Source organism: Streptomyces sp. MAI_2237 (assembly GCF_054189285.1).
On record NZ_JAJPGQ010000003.1, the window covers coordinates 2735399 to 2750337 of the forward strand.

The following is a 14939-nucleotide window of genomic DNA, read 5'->3' on the forward strand; positions in this document are numbered from 1 at the left end:
GCACGTGATGGGCTCGGTAGCATCAAGCACCGGCCCGGACGGGGGACCGTTGCCGCCCCCTGAGCCGTGTCCGCCCTGGGGCACCCCGTCCGCCGGTCCACGCAGCCGGAGGTGCCCATGAGTGCGGAGGCCACGAACCCTGCGACGCCAGGTTCGGTAGCAGGCCCGGCGGCCCGCTGGCGCGCGCGGATCGATCTGCGCCGCCTCGGCCGCGCCGCGCTGTACGGCCCCGCCGCCCGCGACCGCCTGCCCGACGCCATCGGCCACGTCGTCGACGCGCACCGCGCCCACCACCCGAACGCCGACCTCGACCCCCTGCGCCGCGCCTACGTCCTCGCCGAGTCCTCGCACCGCGGCCAGATGCGCAAGAGCGGCGAGCCGTACATCACGCATCCCCTCGCGGTGACGTTGATCCTCGCCGAACTCGGCGCGGAGACCACCACGTTGACGGCGTCCCTGCTGCACGACACCGTCGAGGACACCGATGTGACGCTGGATCAGGTGGGCGAGCAGTTCGGCGAGGAGGTGCGCTACCTCGTCGACGGCGTCACGAAGCTGGAGAAGGTCGACTACGGCGCCGCCGCCGAGCCCGAGACCTTCCGCAAGATGCTGGTCGCCACCGGCAGCGACGTCCGCGTGATGTCGATCAAACTCGCCGACCGTCTGCACAACATGCGCACCCTCGGCGTCATGCGCCCCGAGAAACAGGCCCGCATCGCCAAGGTCACCCGGGACGTCCTGATCCCGCTCGCCGAACGGCTCGGGGTGCAGGCACTCAAGACCGAGCTGGAGGACCTGGTCTTCGCCATCCTCCACCCCGAGGAGTACGAGCACACACGCGAGTTGATCGTCGACAACGCCTCCCGCGCCGACGACCCGCTCGCCGAGATCGCCGACGAGGTCCGCGGCCATCTGCGCGAGGCCGACATCCCGGCCGAAGTCCTCATCCGGCCACGGCACTTCGTCTCCGTCCACCGCGTCGCCCGCAAGCGCGGCGAGCTGCGCGGCACCGACTTCGGCCGGCTGCTGGTGCTGGTCAACGAGGACGCGGACTGCTACGGCGTCCTCGGCGAGCTGCACACCTGCATGACCCCCGTCGTCTCGGAGTTCAAGGACTTCATCGCCGTACCGAAGTTCAACCTCTACCAGTCGCTGCACACGGCGGTCACCCGCGCGGACGGGCAGGTCGCCGAAGTCCTCATCCGCACCCACCAGATGCACAAGGTCGCCGAGGCCGGCGTCATCGCGCTCGGCAACCCGTACGCGCCCGCCGCCGACGACCCGGCCGACGGCGAGCGCGTCGACCCCACCAAGCCCGGCTGGCTCTCCCGCCTCCTGGACTGGCAGGAGGCCGCGCCCGACCCCGACACCTTCTGGTCCACGCTCCGCGAGGACCTCGCCCAGGACCGCGAGATCACCGTCTTCCGCCCCGACGGCGGCACCCTGGGCCTGCCCGAGGGCGCCACCTGCGTCGACGCCGCCTACGCGCAGTACGGCGAGGACGCCCACGCCTGCATCGGCGCCCGCGTCAACGGCCGCCTGGCGACCCTCAGCACGGTCCTGAAGGACGGCGACACCGTCCAGCTCCTCATGGGTCAGGACCCGGCCTCCGAGCCCTCCAGGGAATGGCTGGAGCACGCCCACACGCCCGCCGCCCGGATCGCCATCCAGCGCTGGCTGGCGACCCACCCCGAGGCGGACGCGCCCCAGGAGAGAGACCGGCGCTCGGCGGCCCCCCGGCCGGCTCCCGAAGGGGCCGTCGCCCCGCCCACCCCCGACGTCGTCGTCGACCAGCCCGGGGCCACCGCGCGTCTCGCCGGCTGCTGCACCCCCGTACCGCCCGACGAGGTGACCGGCTTCGCCGTGCGCGGCGGCGTGGTCACCGTCCACCGCGTGGAGTGCGCCGCGGTGGCGCGCATGAAGAGCGGGGGGCGCGCCGAGGTCGGCGTGCGCTGGGGGGAGACCAGCGAATGCCGGGTCACGCTGCTCGCCGAATCGTTCGGCCGCCCCCATCTCCTCGCCGACCTCACCGAGGCCATGGCCTCGGAGGGCGCCGAGATCGTGTCGGCCACCATCGAGCCGCCGGACCGGCAGCGCGTGAAGCACTCGTACACCGTGACCCTCCCGGACGCGGCGCTCCTGCCGGGCCTCATGCGGGCCATGCGCAACGTACCCGGCGTGTACGACGTGAGCCGGGCGCAGCCGCAGACGCCCGGCGCCTGAAACCCGCAGGACGCCCCGACCACCCCTTCGGGTGGGCCGGTCGCGCGCCGTCGCCGCCACGCGCGCGTGCGCTGGTAGCGGTGATGCATGCTCCTCACCCCCCGCAGGCGTCGCCTGAAGGCGACCGCGCTCCTCGCCTCGGCCGTGTCGGTCTGCCTCCTCGCCGCGAGCGCCCCGCCGGCCCCCCTGGGCGTCGGCGACCGCCTCTTCCCGTACCTCGGCAACCCCGGCTACGACGTGGCGTCGTACGACCTGTCCTTCACCTATTCCGGCTCCCACGACAAGCCGCTGCAGGCCGTCACGACGATCGACGCCTGGACGACCGAGGACCTGGACCGGATCAACCTCGACTTCGCGCACGGCAAGGTCGAGTCGGTCGAGGTCGACGGCGAACCCGCCGGCTTCGCCACCGCCGGCGAGGACCTCGTCGTCACCCCCGAGGACTCGCTGCAGCAGGGCAGCTGGACCCGCATCACCGTGCGGCACAGCAGCGACCCCACGGCACCCGGCGGCGAGGACGGCGGCTGGGTGCGCACCGCGGACGGCCTGGCCATGGCCAACCAGGCCGACGCCGCCCACCTGGTCTTCCCGTGCAACGACCACCCCTCCGACAAGGCGATGTTCACCATCCGGATCACCGCCCCCGACGGCTACACCGCCGTCGCCAACGGAGTGCCGACTGGCGTCGACCGCGTCGGCAGGAAGACCACCTGGACGTACCGCACGCAGCACCCCATGGCCACCGAGCTCGCCCAGGTCTCCATCGGGCGCTCCACCGTGCTGCGCCGCAGGGGCCCGCACGGCCTGCCGGTGCGCGACGTCGTGCCCACCAAGGACGTCAAGGCGCTCGAACCCTGGCTCGCGAAAACCCCCGACCAGATCGCCTGGATGGAGAAGAAGGTCGGGCCGTACCCCTTCGAGACCTACGGGCTGCTCATGGCCGAGGCCTCCACCGGCTTCGAACTCGAGACGCAGACGCTCTCCCTCTTCGAGAAGGAGCTCTTCACCGAGCCCGCCTACCCCAAGTGGTACATCGAGTCGATCATGGTGCACGAGCTGTCCCACCAGTGGTTCGGCGACAGCGTCAGCCCGCGCACCTGGTCCGACCTGTGGCTGAACGAGGGACACGCGACCTGGTACGAGGAGCTGTACGCCGAGGAGACCGCGCACCGGCCCATGGACACGCGCATGAAGGCCGCGTACGGCGCCTCCGACCGCTGGCGCGCCGCCGGGGGGCCCCCGGGCGCCCCCAAGGCCCCCGCGCCCGGCCAGAAGATCAGCATCTTCCGCCCCAACGTCTACGACGGCGCCGCGCTCGTCCTGTACGCGCTGCGCCAGGAGATCGGCCGGCCCGCCTTCGAGCGCCTGGAGCGCGACTGGGTGCGCCTGCACCGCGACGGCACGGCCGGCACCGCGGACTTCGAGCACCTCGCCTCCCGGATCTCCGGCCGCGACCTCGGCGGCTTCTTCCAGGCCTGGCTGTATGGCGCGAAGACCCCGCCGATGCCGGGTCACCCGGACTGGAGGGCCACCCCGCCCGTCAAGGCCACGCCTGGGAAATAAGGCGGTGACGAGACGTGGCGTACCGTGCGACCATCTTCGGGACGGCCGGGACGGCGGCACGGGTCGCGGGAATCTCCCGGGGTACCAGAACGTTGTCCACTGTGACCGCCGCTATCGGCATCCCCATCGACGTAAGGATCCAATGACCTCCTCTTCATCCCCTTCCCAGGACACGCAGCGATTCGCGCACTCATACGCCGAAGGTCTTCGGGCCGATGCCCTGATGGAAGAGGACGTCGCCTGGAGCCACGAGATCGACGGAGACCGGGACGGCGAGCAGTTCGACCGCTCCGAGCGCGCGGCCCTGCGCCGCGTGGCCGGCCTCTCCACCGAGCTCGAGGACGTCACCGAGGTCGAGTACCGCCAGCTCCGCCTGGAGCGGGTCGTGCTCGTCGGCGTCTGGACCTCGGGGACCGCACAGGACGCGGACAACTCCCTCGCGGAGCTCGCCGCACTCGCGGAGACCGCCGGCGCGCTCGTGCTCGACGGCGTGATCCAGCGCCGCAGCGAGCCCGACGCGGCGACCTACATCGGTTCCGGCAAGGCCGTCGAACTCAGGGACATCGTCCTGGAGACCGGCGCCGACACCGTCATCTGCGACGGTGAGCTCAGCCCGGGCCAGCTCATCCACCTGGAAGACGTCGTCAAGGTCAAGGTCATCGACCGTACGGCCCTGATCCTCGACATCTTCGCCCAGCACGCCAAGTCCCGCGAGGGCAAGGCGCAGGTCGCGCTCGCGCAGATGCAGTACATGCTGCCCAGGCTGCGCGGCTGGGGTCAGTCCCTGTCCCGTCAGATGGGCGGCGGCAAGGGCGGCGGCCTCGCCACCCGTGGCCCCGGTGAGACCAAGATCGAGACCGACCGGCGTCGGATCCGCGAGAAGATGGCGAAGATGCGCCGGGAGATCGCGGACATGAAGACCGGCCGCGAGATCAAGCGCCAGGAGCGCAAGCGCAACAAGGTGCCCTCGGTCGCCATCGCCGGCTACACGAACGCGGGCAAGTCCTCGCTGCTCAACCGCCTGACCGGCGCCGGTGTCCTGGTCGAGAACGCCCTGTTCGCGACCCTGGACCCGACCGTCCGCCGGGCGGAGACACCGAGCGGCCGCCTGTACACGCTGGCCGACACCGTCGGGTTCGTACGGCACCTGCCGCACCACCTGGTCGAGGCGTTCCGCTCCACCATGGAGGAGGTCGGCGAGTCCGACCTGATCCTGCACGTGGTGGACGGCTCGCACCCGAACCCGGAGGAGCAGCTGGCAGCCGTGCGCGAGGTGATCAGGGACGTCGGCGCCATCGACGTACCCGAGATCGTCGTGATCAACAAGGCGGACGCGGCCGACCCACTGACCCTGCAGCGGCTCATGCGGATCGAGAAGCGGTCGATCGCCGTCTCGGCCCGCACCGGCCAGGGCATCCAGGAGCTGCTCGCGCTCATCGACAACGAGCTGCCCCGGCCGTCCGTGGAGATCGAGGCCCTGGTGCCCTACACCCACGGCAAGCTGGTCGCCCGGGCCCATGACGAAGGCGAGGTGATCTCCGCGGAGCACACCCCGGAGGGCACCCTGCTCAAGGCGCGGGTGCACGAGGAACTGGCCGCGGACCTGCAGCCGTACGTCCCGGTCCCCACGGTCTGACGCCTGGCCCGAAGCCCGAAGGCCCGCCCCCTGCACAGGGGGCGGGCCTTCGGCATTCCGGTGTCGGTGCCGACCTTGGCTTACTGACCGGCGAACTTCTTGCTCACCGAGTCGTAGACGCCCTTGGCGACGTCGCCCAGCCGCGGACCGGCCAGCCAGCCCGAACTGACCGGGCCGATCGAGGTGTTGGAGACCAGCGCCGGCTTGCCGTCCGAGCCCGTCTCCACCCAGCCGCCGCCGGAGGAGCCGCCGGTCATGGTGCAGCCGATGCGGTACATCGTCGGGTCCGTGGAGTTGAGCGACAGCCGGCCCGGCTTGTCCGTGCACTGGTACAGCAGTTGGCCGTCGTAGGGCGCGGCGGCCGGGTAGCCGGTCGCGGTGATGCCGGAGACCTTCGGCACGGCCGGGGCGTTGAAGTCGACGGGCAGCGCCGAACCGACCGTCTCCTCCAGCGACTTGCCGTTGCCGCCCTTCTCCGGGGTCACATGGAGCACGGAGTAGTCGTACGAGGCGCCGTCACCGCCCGTCTCGCCGCCCTGCTCGATCCACTGCTGGGAGGTCTTGACCCAGTCCGCCCACCACACGCCGTAGGGGGCGACCTCGTCCCGGGTGGCGCCCCGCAGCTGGGCGGCCGTCCGGCCCGAGTCGTTGTACGACGGCACGAAGGCGATGTTGCGGTACCAGCCGCCCTTCTTGCCCGCGTGTACGCAGTGACCGGCCGTCCAGATCATGTTGGACTTGCCCGGGTGGGCGGGGTCCTCGACCACCGTCGCCGAGCAGACCATCGTGCCCTCGGGGGAGTCGAAGAACACCTTGCCGGCCGTCGCCGCGTTCGCGTGGTACCTGGGCGCCACGGCCCTCGCGGTCACCGGCGCGGGCGTCGGGTCGGTCACGCCCTGGTCACCCGAGAGGTCGTTGCTGTCGACGCTCTTGCCGGGGTCGTCGGCGCGGCGCATCCGGTCCGCGTCCCACAGGCCCTTGATGATCGGGTTGATGAACTCGTCGGCCTGGCGCAGCCACTCGTCCTTGTTCCAGTTCTTCCAGGCGCCGTGCTTCCACTTGTCGATGTCGATCCCGTGCTCTTTGAGCCTGTTCCTGATGTCGTCCGGGATCTTGATCTTGCCGTCGCCGCCACTGCCGGTGTAGGTCGCGGAGGCCGAGGCCTGGCCGTCGGCCTTGTCGCCATCGGAGTCGCAGGCGGTCGCGGTGAGCGCAAGCGCCGAGGTGAGAGCGACAGCGGTGAGAACGCGGGAGGTTCCGCGACGCGCACCCCCGTCTCGCCGGATGCGGAACGACGGCCGTATGGATCGCATGGTCGGAGACTCCCCCTGAGAAGAACGAACGGGTGCCGAACCGCCCCGCCGGACAGGCGCCTTGGACTGGTCCGGCGTGTGCCCGTGGGCTGGTTCGGCGTGTGCCTTGGAACGGCACCACACACTATGCGCTCGCTGTGGGGGACTTCCGACGGTACGGCAACGGTTCCGTCACGGTAAGGATCTTGGACCGACCCGTAACCCGTTGCGCGAGCGGGGGTTGTAGCGGTGGGGGTCCTGCTGTTCATGGGCGGTCCCCTGTGCCTGTGCGGCGGAAGGACAGCGAGTCGTGGCCGAGTCTGCGTGCGAGGGGAGTGCGTCGGAGGGCGGCGCGGCCGGTGGCCGGGCGGCCGCCGGGAGGCCGCCGGTGCCGGTGCCGGTCCGGACGGCGCACTCCGCGTATCCGGCGTATCCGGCGTATCCGGCGCAGCCGACGTTTCCAGTGCGCCGGGAGCGCTCGGAGCACCCCGAGCGCCAGGAGCGCCCGGGCCTTTTGAGGCGGCAGCCAGCGCGCGAGCCGGCCGCGCGCACCTATGCGCGGGCCCTGCCGATCGTGCCCGTCCGCGCCCGGGGGCTGACCATCGAGGGCGCCGACGGCCGCCGCTACCTGGACTGCCTCTCCGGGGCGGGAGCACTCGCCCTGGGGCACAACCATCCCGTGGTGCTGGAGGCGATCCGCAAAGTCCTGGACTCCGGCGCGCCCCTGCACGCACCCGACCTCGCGACACCGGTGCGGGACGCCTTCGTCGCCGAACTCTTCGGCACCCTGCCGCCGGAATTCGCCGGCCACGCGCGCGTGCGCTTCTGCGGGCCGGGCGAGACGGACGCGATGGAGGCCGCACTGCGGCTCGTGCGTGCCGCGACCGGCCGTACCGCGGTGTTGCACCTGACCGGTTTCCACGACGGCACGTCCGCCGAGGCCCCGGCAGGAGCCGAAGGAGTCTGGCGTGACGCCGAACTCGCCGTCCCCGGAGCCGGGTCCGCCCTCGACGGCCCCGAGCCGGGTACGCCACGGCCGGCCGGAGTGATCCTCGATCCCGTCGGGGGCGCCGACGGAGTCGTCCCGATCTGCGACGCCTGGACGCGACGCATGCGCCGGATCACCGCCGACCGTTCCGTGCCCCTGATCGCGGACGAGACCCAGACGGGCGTGGGCCGCACAGGGACCTTCTGGGCGGTGGAGCACAGCGGCATCACTCCGGACGTGATGGTCCTCTCCAAGGCCGTCGGCGGCAGCCTCCCGCTGTCCGTGGTGGTCCACCGCGACGACCTCGGCGCCGGGGGTCCCGGCACCGCGCCGGGCACCTTCCACGGCAACCAACTCGCCCTGGCCGCGGGGACGGCCACCCTTGCCCACGTCCGCGAGAACGCCCTCGCCCCCCGCGCGGCCACCCTCGGTGCCCGCATGCTCGACCGGCTTCGCGATCTCGCACGGGAGGTCGCGTGCGTCCGGGACGTGCGGGGGCGGGGCCTGATGATCGGCGTGGAGTTCGCGGACCCGGAATCGGCGGGGTCGAGCCCGTCGGCGGACGCGGACTCCCGCACGCCGGGCACACCGCCGCCCGCCTCCGAACTGGCGGACTCCGAACTGGCGGACTCCGTACGGCGCGCGTGCCTGCGGCGCGGCCTGATCGTCGGCCTGGGCGGCCGGCACCGGAACGTCGTACGCCTGCTGCCGCCGCTGACGATCAGCGACGAACAGGCGGCCGCCGTCCTCGACCGGCTCGGCGACGCGGTGCAGGCAGTGACCCGCGCCCACGGACGCGCGTTCGTACCACCAAGCCGATAGGGCAGGCAGGGCGGCAGCACCCGGCTCGTCACCGCGCGGGCCAGAACCACCGAAGAGGACCACGTGAACACCACCCCCGCATCCGGCACGGACATGCACACCCCCGCATCCGGCACGGACATGCACACCCCCGGCCCGGCCCCCTCCGACGACCCGACGACGGAACGAGTCCCCGAACAGCGGGCCTCGCCCACCGACGGCAGGCCGCCGGAGGCGGGCGGCCGGGGCGACGCCGATTCCGTGGACGCGCTGAAGCGGACCGGAGTCGATCACGACCCGCTGGAGCACGGCGACCCCTCGGTCGTGGCCGACGTCGCGGCCGTCGAGAATCTGCTGCGCTGCTGGGTGCGCGAGACCGGCGTGGTGGTTCCGTACGGCGGCGTCCTGCGCCTGCCGCTGCCCGCCAGCGGCACGGAGTTGCGCGTACCGGTCCGGCACTGGTCCCCGACGGGATGGCATCGCTTCGGCCTCCCGCGCTTCGACGGAGCCCCCGACCGGGTCCCGCCCGCCGACGCCGTCACGGTCGCCGCGCTCCTCGCCAGGGAGGCAGCCCCCGACGCCGCCGGGGCCGTGCCGGCGAGCGCGCAGGGAGCCGCCGGGTGCGATCTGGTGGCCCGAGTCGCCGACTCCGTCCGCCGTACCACCGCCTTCGTCCGCGAGCGCAGGGACGACCCCGCCGACGGCCCCGACCTCTTCCTCGCGGCAGAGCAGGCACTGCTCCTCGGGCACCCGTTCCACCCCACCCCCAAGAGCCGTGAAGGTCTCTCCGAGGCCGAGGCCGGCCGGTACTCACCGGAGTCGCGCGGTCGCTTCCCCCTGCACTGGCTGGCGGTCGCCCCCGACCTGCTCGCCACGGACTCGGCCTGGACCGAGCGCGGCCGTCCCGTCCCCGCACCGGTGCTCACCGCCCGCCTCGCCGAAGCCGAGTTGCCGCTGCCGGACGGCTTCGCCGCTCTTCCGCTGCACCCCTGGCAGGCCCGTGCGGTCCGGCAACGGCCGGAGACCGCGGCCCTGTTCGACGCCGGGCTGCTCCGAGACCTCGGCGCCCACGGAGCCGCATGGTGCCCCACCTCCTCCGTGCGCACGGTCCACCGGAGCGGCGCGCCCGCCATGCTCAAGCTGTCCCTGGGCCTGCAGATCACCAACTCCCGCCGCGAGAACCTCCGCAAGGAACTGCACCGCGGCGTCGAGGTCCACCGCCTGCTGCGCACCGGCCTCGCCCGGCAGTGGCGGGCCGCGCACCCGGGCTTCGACATCGTCCGCGACCCGGCCTGGCTCGCCGTCGACTTGCCGGACGGCGACCCTGTGACGGGTCTCGACGTGGTGATCCGGCACAACCCGTTCGCCCCCTCGGACGACGTCTCCTGCGTCGCCGGGCTCGTGTCCCCCCGCCCGCACGGGCGGCCGGGTGCCCCGGCGGACCATCCGTCCCTGCGGTCCCGGCTGGACCTGCTGATCACCCGTCTCGCGGGCAGGACGGGCCGCCCGCGCGGTGCCGTCGCCGCCGAGTGGTTCCTGCGCTACCTGGAACAGGTCGTCCGTCCCGTGCTGTGGCTGGACGCGGAGGCCGGGATCGCCCTGGAGGCGCACCAGCAGAACACGCTGCTCCTGCTGGACGCGGACGGCTGGCCCGCGGGCGGCCGCTACCGCGACAACCAGGGCTACTACTTCCGCGCATCCCGCCACGCCGAACTCGACGCCCGGCTGCCCGGCATCGGGACGCGCAGCGACACCTTCGTCCCCGACGAGGTCACCGACGAGCGCTTCGCCTACTACCTCGCGATCAACAACGTCTTCGGCCTCATCGGCGCCCTCGGCTCCCAGCGCCTGGCCGACGAGCGGTTGCTGCTCGCGGCCTTCCGCCGCTTCCTCGGTGAGATCGCCTCCGGTCCCGACCGGTTGCGCACCCCGCTGCCGGCCCGCCTGCTGGACTCGCCCGTCCTGCGCTGCAAGGCCAACCTGCTGACCCGGCTGCACGGCCTGGACGAACTCGTCGGCCCGGTCGACACACAGTCCGTGTACGTCACCTTCGCCAACCCCCTCCACCCGTCGTCACCGAGGAACCTGCCCCACCCCGCCTTCTGAGAGGAGCGTCGCGGTGCCTCCCACCGACGCCAGCGCCCACGCAGCCCCCGCCACCGACAGAGGCGAGGTCGCCGATACGTGCCCGGCCGAGAGCGGTATCGACGCGCCCCCTAAGCCCGCTAATTCGAAGCCCGCGAATCCGAAGCCCGCGAATCCGAAGCCCGTGACTCCGGAGCCCGTGACTCCGGAGCCCGCGACTCCCCAGCCGGTGGCCCCGGACCGCGAGGCCGCGGACGCGGCGGCCACGGACTGCGAGGACACGCTGGACCTGCGCCTGCCCGACGAACTGCTCGCCCTCCTCGCGGAGCAGGCCGGCCCGGACGAGGAGCCGAGGCCGGGGCCGGGGTCGGGGCCGAGGTCGAACGGTGCCGCGGCGTCGCGCCTCTCCACCGCCACGATCGATCACGGCCTTCTCGACGGGGTCGCCGAGTGGGGACCCGTCGGCACCCCGGTCGGTACCTTCCATCTGGTCCCGGTGGTCGTCGAACGGGACCTGCCGCTGATCAGCCGCTGGATGAACGACCCCGCCGTCGCCGCATTCTGGGAGCTGGCCGGTGCCCAGAGCGTGACCGGCGCGCACCTGCGGGCCCAGCTCGACGGCGACGGACGCAGCGTGCCGTTCGTCGGCGTCCTGGACGGCACGCCGATGAGCTACTGGGAGATCTACCGGGCGGACCTCGATCCACTGGCCCGGCACTACCCCGCGCGGCCCCACGACACCGGGATCCATCTGCTCGTCGGCGAGGTCGCCGACCGAGGGCGAGGGCTGGGCAGCGCGCTGCTTCGAGCCGTGGCCGACCTCGCCCTGGACAGGCGGCCCGCGTGCGCGCGGGTGGTCGCGGAACCCGCGCTGCGCAACATCCCGTCCTTCGCCGCCTTCCTGACCGCCGGGTTCCGGTTCTCCGCCGAGATCGACCTCCCCGACAAGCGGGCCGCCCTGATGGTCCGGGACCGGGCCCTGCGCGAGCTGCTGTGACGCGGTGCCGGGACCTGATCGCTTTTGGCGCACCGCCGCCTCGATCGACAGGCCCCGACCGATTCGGAGCGGTCCGGAGCGGTCGGGACCGAGCCGCATCGATCCAGCCTGATCCGATGCGAAACCGCGACGGGAGGTATCCGGTCTTGATCCCGCCCCTCGTCCCCGCCGTGATCACCCGTTTGTCAGTGCCGGGTCGTAGGGTGGTCGCGCTATGACGAAGCCCTCACTCCCCGAACTCCTGCATGCTGCCGTCACTGCCGTCGGCGGTACGGAGCGCCCCGGCCAGGTGACCATGGCCGAAGCCGTCGCGGAGGCGATCGACGACGGTTCCCATCTGCTGGTCCAGGCCGGCACCGGCACGGGTAAGTCGCTGGGCTACCTGGTGCCCGCGCTCGCGCACGGGGAACGCGTCGTCGTGGCGACGGCCACGCTCGCCCTGCAGCGCCAGCTGGTGGAGCGGGACCTGCCGCGCACGGTGGACGCGTTGCACCCCCTGCTGCGTCGCCGCCCCGAGTTCGCGATGCTCAAGGGCCGGTCGAACTACCTGTGCCTGCACCGCCTGCACGAGGGCGTCCCGCAGGACGAGGAGGAAGGGCTCTTCGACCAGTTCGAGGCCGCCGCGCCCACCAGCAAGCTGGGCCAGGACCTGCTGCGGATGCGCGACTGGGCCGACGAGACCGAGTCCGGTGACCGCGACGACCTCACCCCGGGCGTCTCGGACCGGGCCTGGGCCCAGGTGTCCGTCTCCTCCCGCGAGTGCCTGGGCGCCACGAAGTGCGCGTACGGCGCCGAGTGCTTCGCCGAGATGGCCCGTGAGCGCGCCAAGCTCGCCGAGGTCGTCGTCACCAACCACGCGCTGCTCGCGATCGACGCGATCGAGGGCGCCCCGGTGCTGCCGCAGCACGAGGTGCTGATCGTCGACGAGGCGCACGAACTGGTCTCCCGGGTCACGGGTGTCGCCACCGGCGAGCTCACCCCAGGGCAGGTCAACCGCGCGGTGCGCCGCGCCGCCAAGCTGGTCAACGAGAAGGCCGCCGATCAGCTCCAGACCGCCTCGGAGGGCTTCGAGCGGCTGATGGAGCTGGCCCTGCCGGGCCGCCTGGAGGAGATCCCGGAGGACCTCGGTTACGCCCTCATGGCGCTGCGCGACGCCTGCCGTACGGTGATCTCCGCGATCGGTGCGACGCGCGACAAGTCGGTGCAGGACGAGGACGCGGTGCGCAAGCAGGCACTGGCGTCGGTGGAGTCGGTGCACGACGTGGCGGAGCGGATCACGAACGGCTCCGAGTGGGACGTCGTCTGGTACGAACGCCACGACCGCTTCGGCGCCTCCCTGCGCGTGGCCCCCATGTCCGTCTCGGGTCTGCTGCGCGAGAAGCTCTTCGCGGACCGCTCGGTCGTGCTGACCTCCGCGACGCTGAAGCTGGGCGGCGACTTCAACGGGGTGGGTGCCTCACTGGGGCTCGCCCCGGAGGGCACCGAGGGTGAGGACCTTCCGAAGTGGAAGGGAGTCGACGTCGGTTCCCCCTTCGACTACCCGAAGCAGGGCATCCTCTATGTCGCCAAGCACCTCTCGCGCCCCGCGCGCGACGGTGACCGCGCGGACATGCTGGACGAGCTGACGGAGCTGATCCAGGCGGCCGGCGGCCGCACGCTGGGGCTGTTCTCGTCGATGCGGGCCGCGCAGCTCGCGGCCGAGGAACTGCGCTCCCGGATCCCGGAGTTCCCGATCCTCCTCCAGGGGGAGGAGACCCTGGGCGAGCTGATCAAGAACTTCGCGGCCGACCCGCAGACCTGCCTCTTCGGCACGCTGTCCCTCTGGCAGGGCGTCGACGTCCCCGGCGCCAGCTGTCAGCTGGTCGTCATGGACAAGATCCCGTTCCCGCGTCCCGACGACCCGCTGATGAGCGCCCGGCAGAAGGCGGTGGAGGACGCGGGAGGCAACGGCTTCATGGCGGTCGCCGCCACCCACGCCGCACTGCTCATGGCCCAGGGCGCCGGCCGCCTCGTAAGGGCGTCGGGTGACCGTGGCGTGGTCGCCGTACTGGACCAGCGGCTGGCCACCGCGCGATACGGCAGCTACCTGAAGGCCTCGCTGCCGGACTTCTGGTACACCACGGACCGCAACCAGGTCCGCAGGTCACTGGCGGCGATCGACGCGGTAGCGAAGCAGGCGGAAGCCGAATGAGCGAAGGCCGGTCCGTCGTCACGCCCTGACGGACCGGCTCCGGACAGTGCAGGGCCCCGGAACCGGCGCAGGGGTTCCGGGGCCCGGTCTGAGGGGGGCGGTACCCACGAGGAACCGCCCGCCGCGGCGATCAGACGCGCCGCAGCACGGCCACCACCTTGCCGAGGATGGTCGCGTCGTCGCCGGGGATCGGCTCGTAGGCGGCGTTGTGCGGCAGCAGCCACACGTGGCCGTCCTCGCGCTTGAAGCGCTTCACGGTGGCCTCTCCGTCGAGCATCGCGGCGACGATGTCGCCGTTCTCCGCGACGGGCTGACGGCGGACGGTGACCCAGTCGCCGTCGCAGATCGCCGCCTCGATCATCGAGTCACCGACGACCTTCAGGACGAACAACTCGCCGTCGCCGACCAGCTGGCGGGGGAGAGGGAAGACGTCCTCGACCGACTCCTCGGCGAGGATGGGGCCACCGGCGGCGATACGGCCGACCAGCGGGACGTACGACGCGGCCGGCTTGCCGGCGGTGTCGGTGGGCTGCACGGTGGCGCCCTGGTCGGAGCCGCGGACCTCGTAGGCGCGCGGGCGGTGCGGGTCACGGCGCAGGAAGCCCTTGCGCTCCAGTGCCATGAGCTGGTGTGCGACGGAGGAGGTGCTGGACAGGCCGACCGCCTGGCCGATCTCCCGCATCGACGGCGGGTAGCCGCGACGCTGCACCGAATCCCGGATGACCTCGATCACCCGGCGCTGCCGGTCGGTCAGCCCGGAGCTGTCGGCCCGGATCCCTGGAGGTCGGCCCGGCAGGGACCGCTTGTGCGCCTCTGGGTTCGCGGCTTCGTTCATCGCATGCACCGGCTCGAGTCGGCCCTGGGAGCGGTCCTGGGCAGTGATGGTGGCACTGTCTGCGGTGGTGGTCACGTCGGCCCCTCTCGATGGTCTCCCTGCCAGACAACGGTAGTTGCTTTCGAAAGGTTGCGCCAAACACACGTTCGAGTGAAAAAGTATGGATCGCCTGACTTGATCATGTGTCTGGGTGTATGGCTAACGCGTCACCTGGCGGACAAACAGGCGCATTGTTGTACTCTTCACCGCCGGGGTGATGGCCTCGCGGGTCGTCGACCAGTCTGCCATCCGGTATTCCGTCGACCGGGAACGGCCCCCCATCTGTGCG

9 protein-coding genes are annotated in these 14939 nt (G+C 72.2%); 7 read left to right on the forward strand and 2 right to left on the reverse strand.

Features of this window, described 5'->3' with window-relative positions:
* Positions 1-117 precede the first annotated feature (117 nt).
* The 3 genes from LN251_RS23065 (at position 118) to hflX (ending at position 5422) form a co-directional block, all read left to right on the forward strand.
* Positions 118-2223, forward strand: a complete 2106-nt coding sequence (locus LN251_RS23065) for a RelA/SpoT family protein (RefSeq protein WP_458246039.1) — start codon at positions 118-120, stop codon at positions 2221-2223.
* Positions 2224-2310: 87 nt separating this feature from the next.
* Positions 2311-3786: a M1 family metallopeptidase gene (locus LN251_RS23070; RefSeq protein ID WP_458246040.1), complete on the forward strand. Its 1476-nt coding sequence runs from the start codon at positions 2311-2313 to the stop codon at positions 3784-3786.
* Between the two features lie 142 nt (positions 3787-3928).
* Complete coding sequence (gene hflX / locus LN251_RS23075; protein WP_249838070.1) at positions 3929-5422, forward strand: GTPase HflX; 1494 nt, start codon at positions 3929-3931, stop codon at positions 5420-5422.
* 80 nt (positions 5423-5502) lie between these two features.
* Here hflX and LN251_RS23080 read toward each other — a convergent pair whose 3' ends face one another.
* Positions 5503-6735, reverse strand: coding sequence for a trypsin-like serine peptidase (locus tag LN251_RS23080; protein ID WP_458246041.1), 1233 nt, complete (start codon positions 6733-6735; stop codon positions 5503-5505).
* Positions 6736-7177: 442 nt separating this feature from the next.
* Between LN251_RS23080 and LN251_RS23085 the strand changes: the two genes are divergently transcribed.
* The 4 genes from LN251_RS23085 to LN251_RS23100 all read left to right on the forward strand — a co-directional run bounded on the left by LN251_RS23085 (position 7178) and on the right by LN251_RS23100 (position 13776).
* Complete coding sequence (locus LN251_RS23085; RefSeq protein WP_458246779.1) at positions 7178-8524, forward strand: aminotransferase class III-fold pyridoxal phosphate-dependent enzyme; 1347 nt, start codon at positions 7178-7180, stop codon at positions 8522-8524.
* Positions 8525-8587: 63 nt separating this feature from the next.
* Positions 8588-10609, forward strand: a complete 2022-nt coding sequence (locus tag LN251_RS23090; protein WP_458246042.1) for an IucA/IucC family protein — start codon at positions 8588-8590, stop codon at positions 10607-10609.
* 13 nt (positions 10610-10622) lie between these two features.
* The gene (locus LN251_RS23095) at positions 10623-11585 is read left to right on the forward strand and encodes a GNAT family N-acetyltransferase (protein WP_458246043.1); all 963 of its coding nucleotides are present in this window, start codon (positions 10623-10625) and stop codon (positions 11583-11585) included.
* 214 nt (positions 11586-11799) lie between these two features.
* Entirely contained in the window at positions 11800-13776 is a 1977-nt protein-coding gene (locus LN251_RS23100; protein WP_458246044.1) for an ATP-dependent DNA helicase, read from the forward strand.
* A 130-nt stretch (positions 13777-13906) separates the two neighbouring features.
* On the opposite strand, the gene lexA is transcribed toward LN251_RS23100, so the two are convergent.
* Positions 13907-14686 (reverse strand): transcriptional repressor LexA, encoded by a 780-nt coding sequence (lexA, locus tag LN251_RS23105; protein WP_058922549.1) that lies wholly within the window; start codon positions 14684-14686, stop codon positions 13907-13909.
* Between the last annotated feature and the right edge of the window lie 253 nt (positions 14687-14939).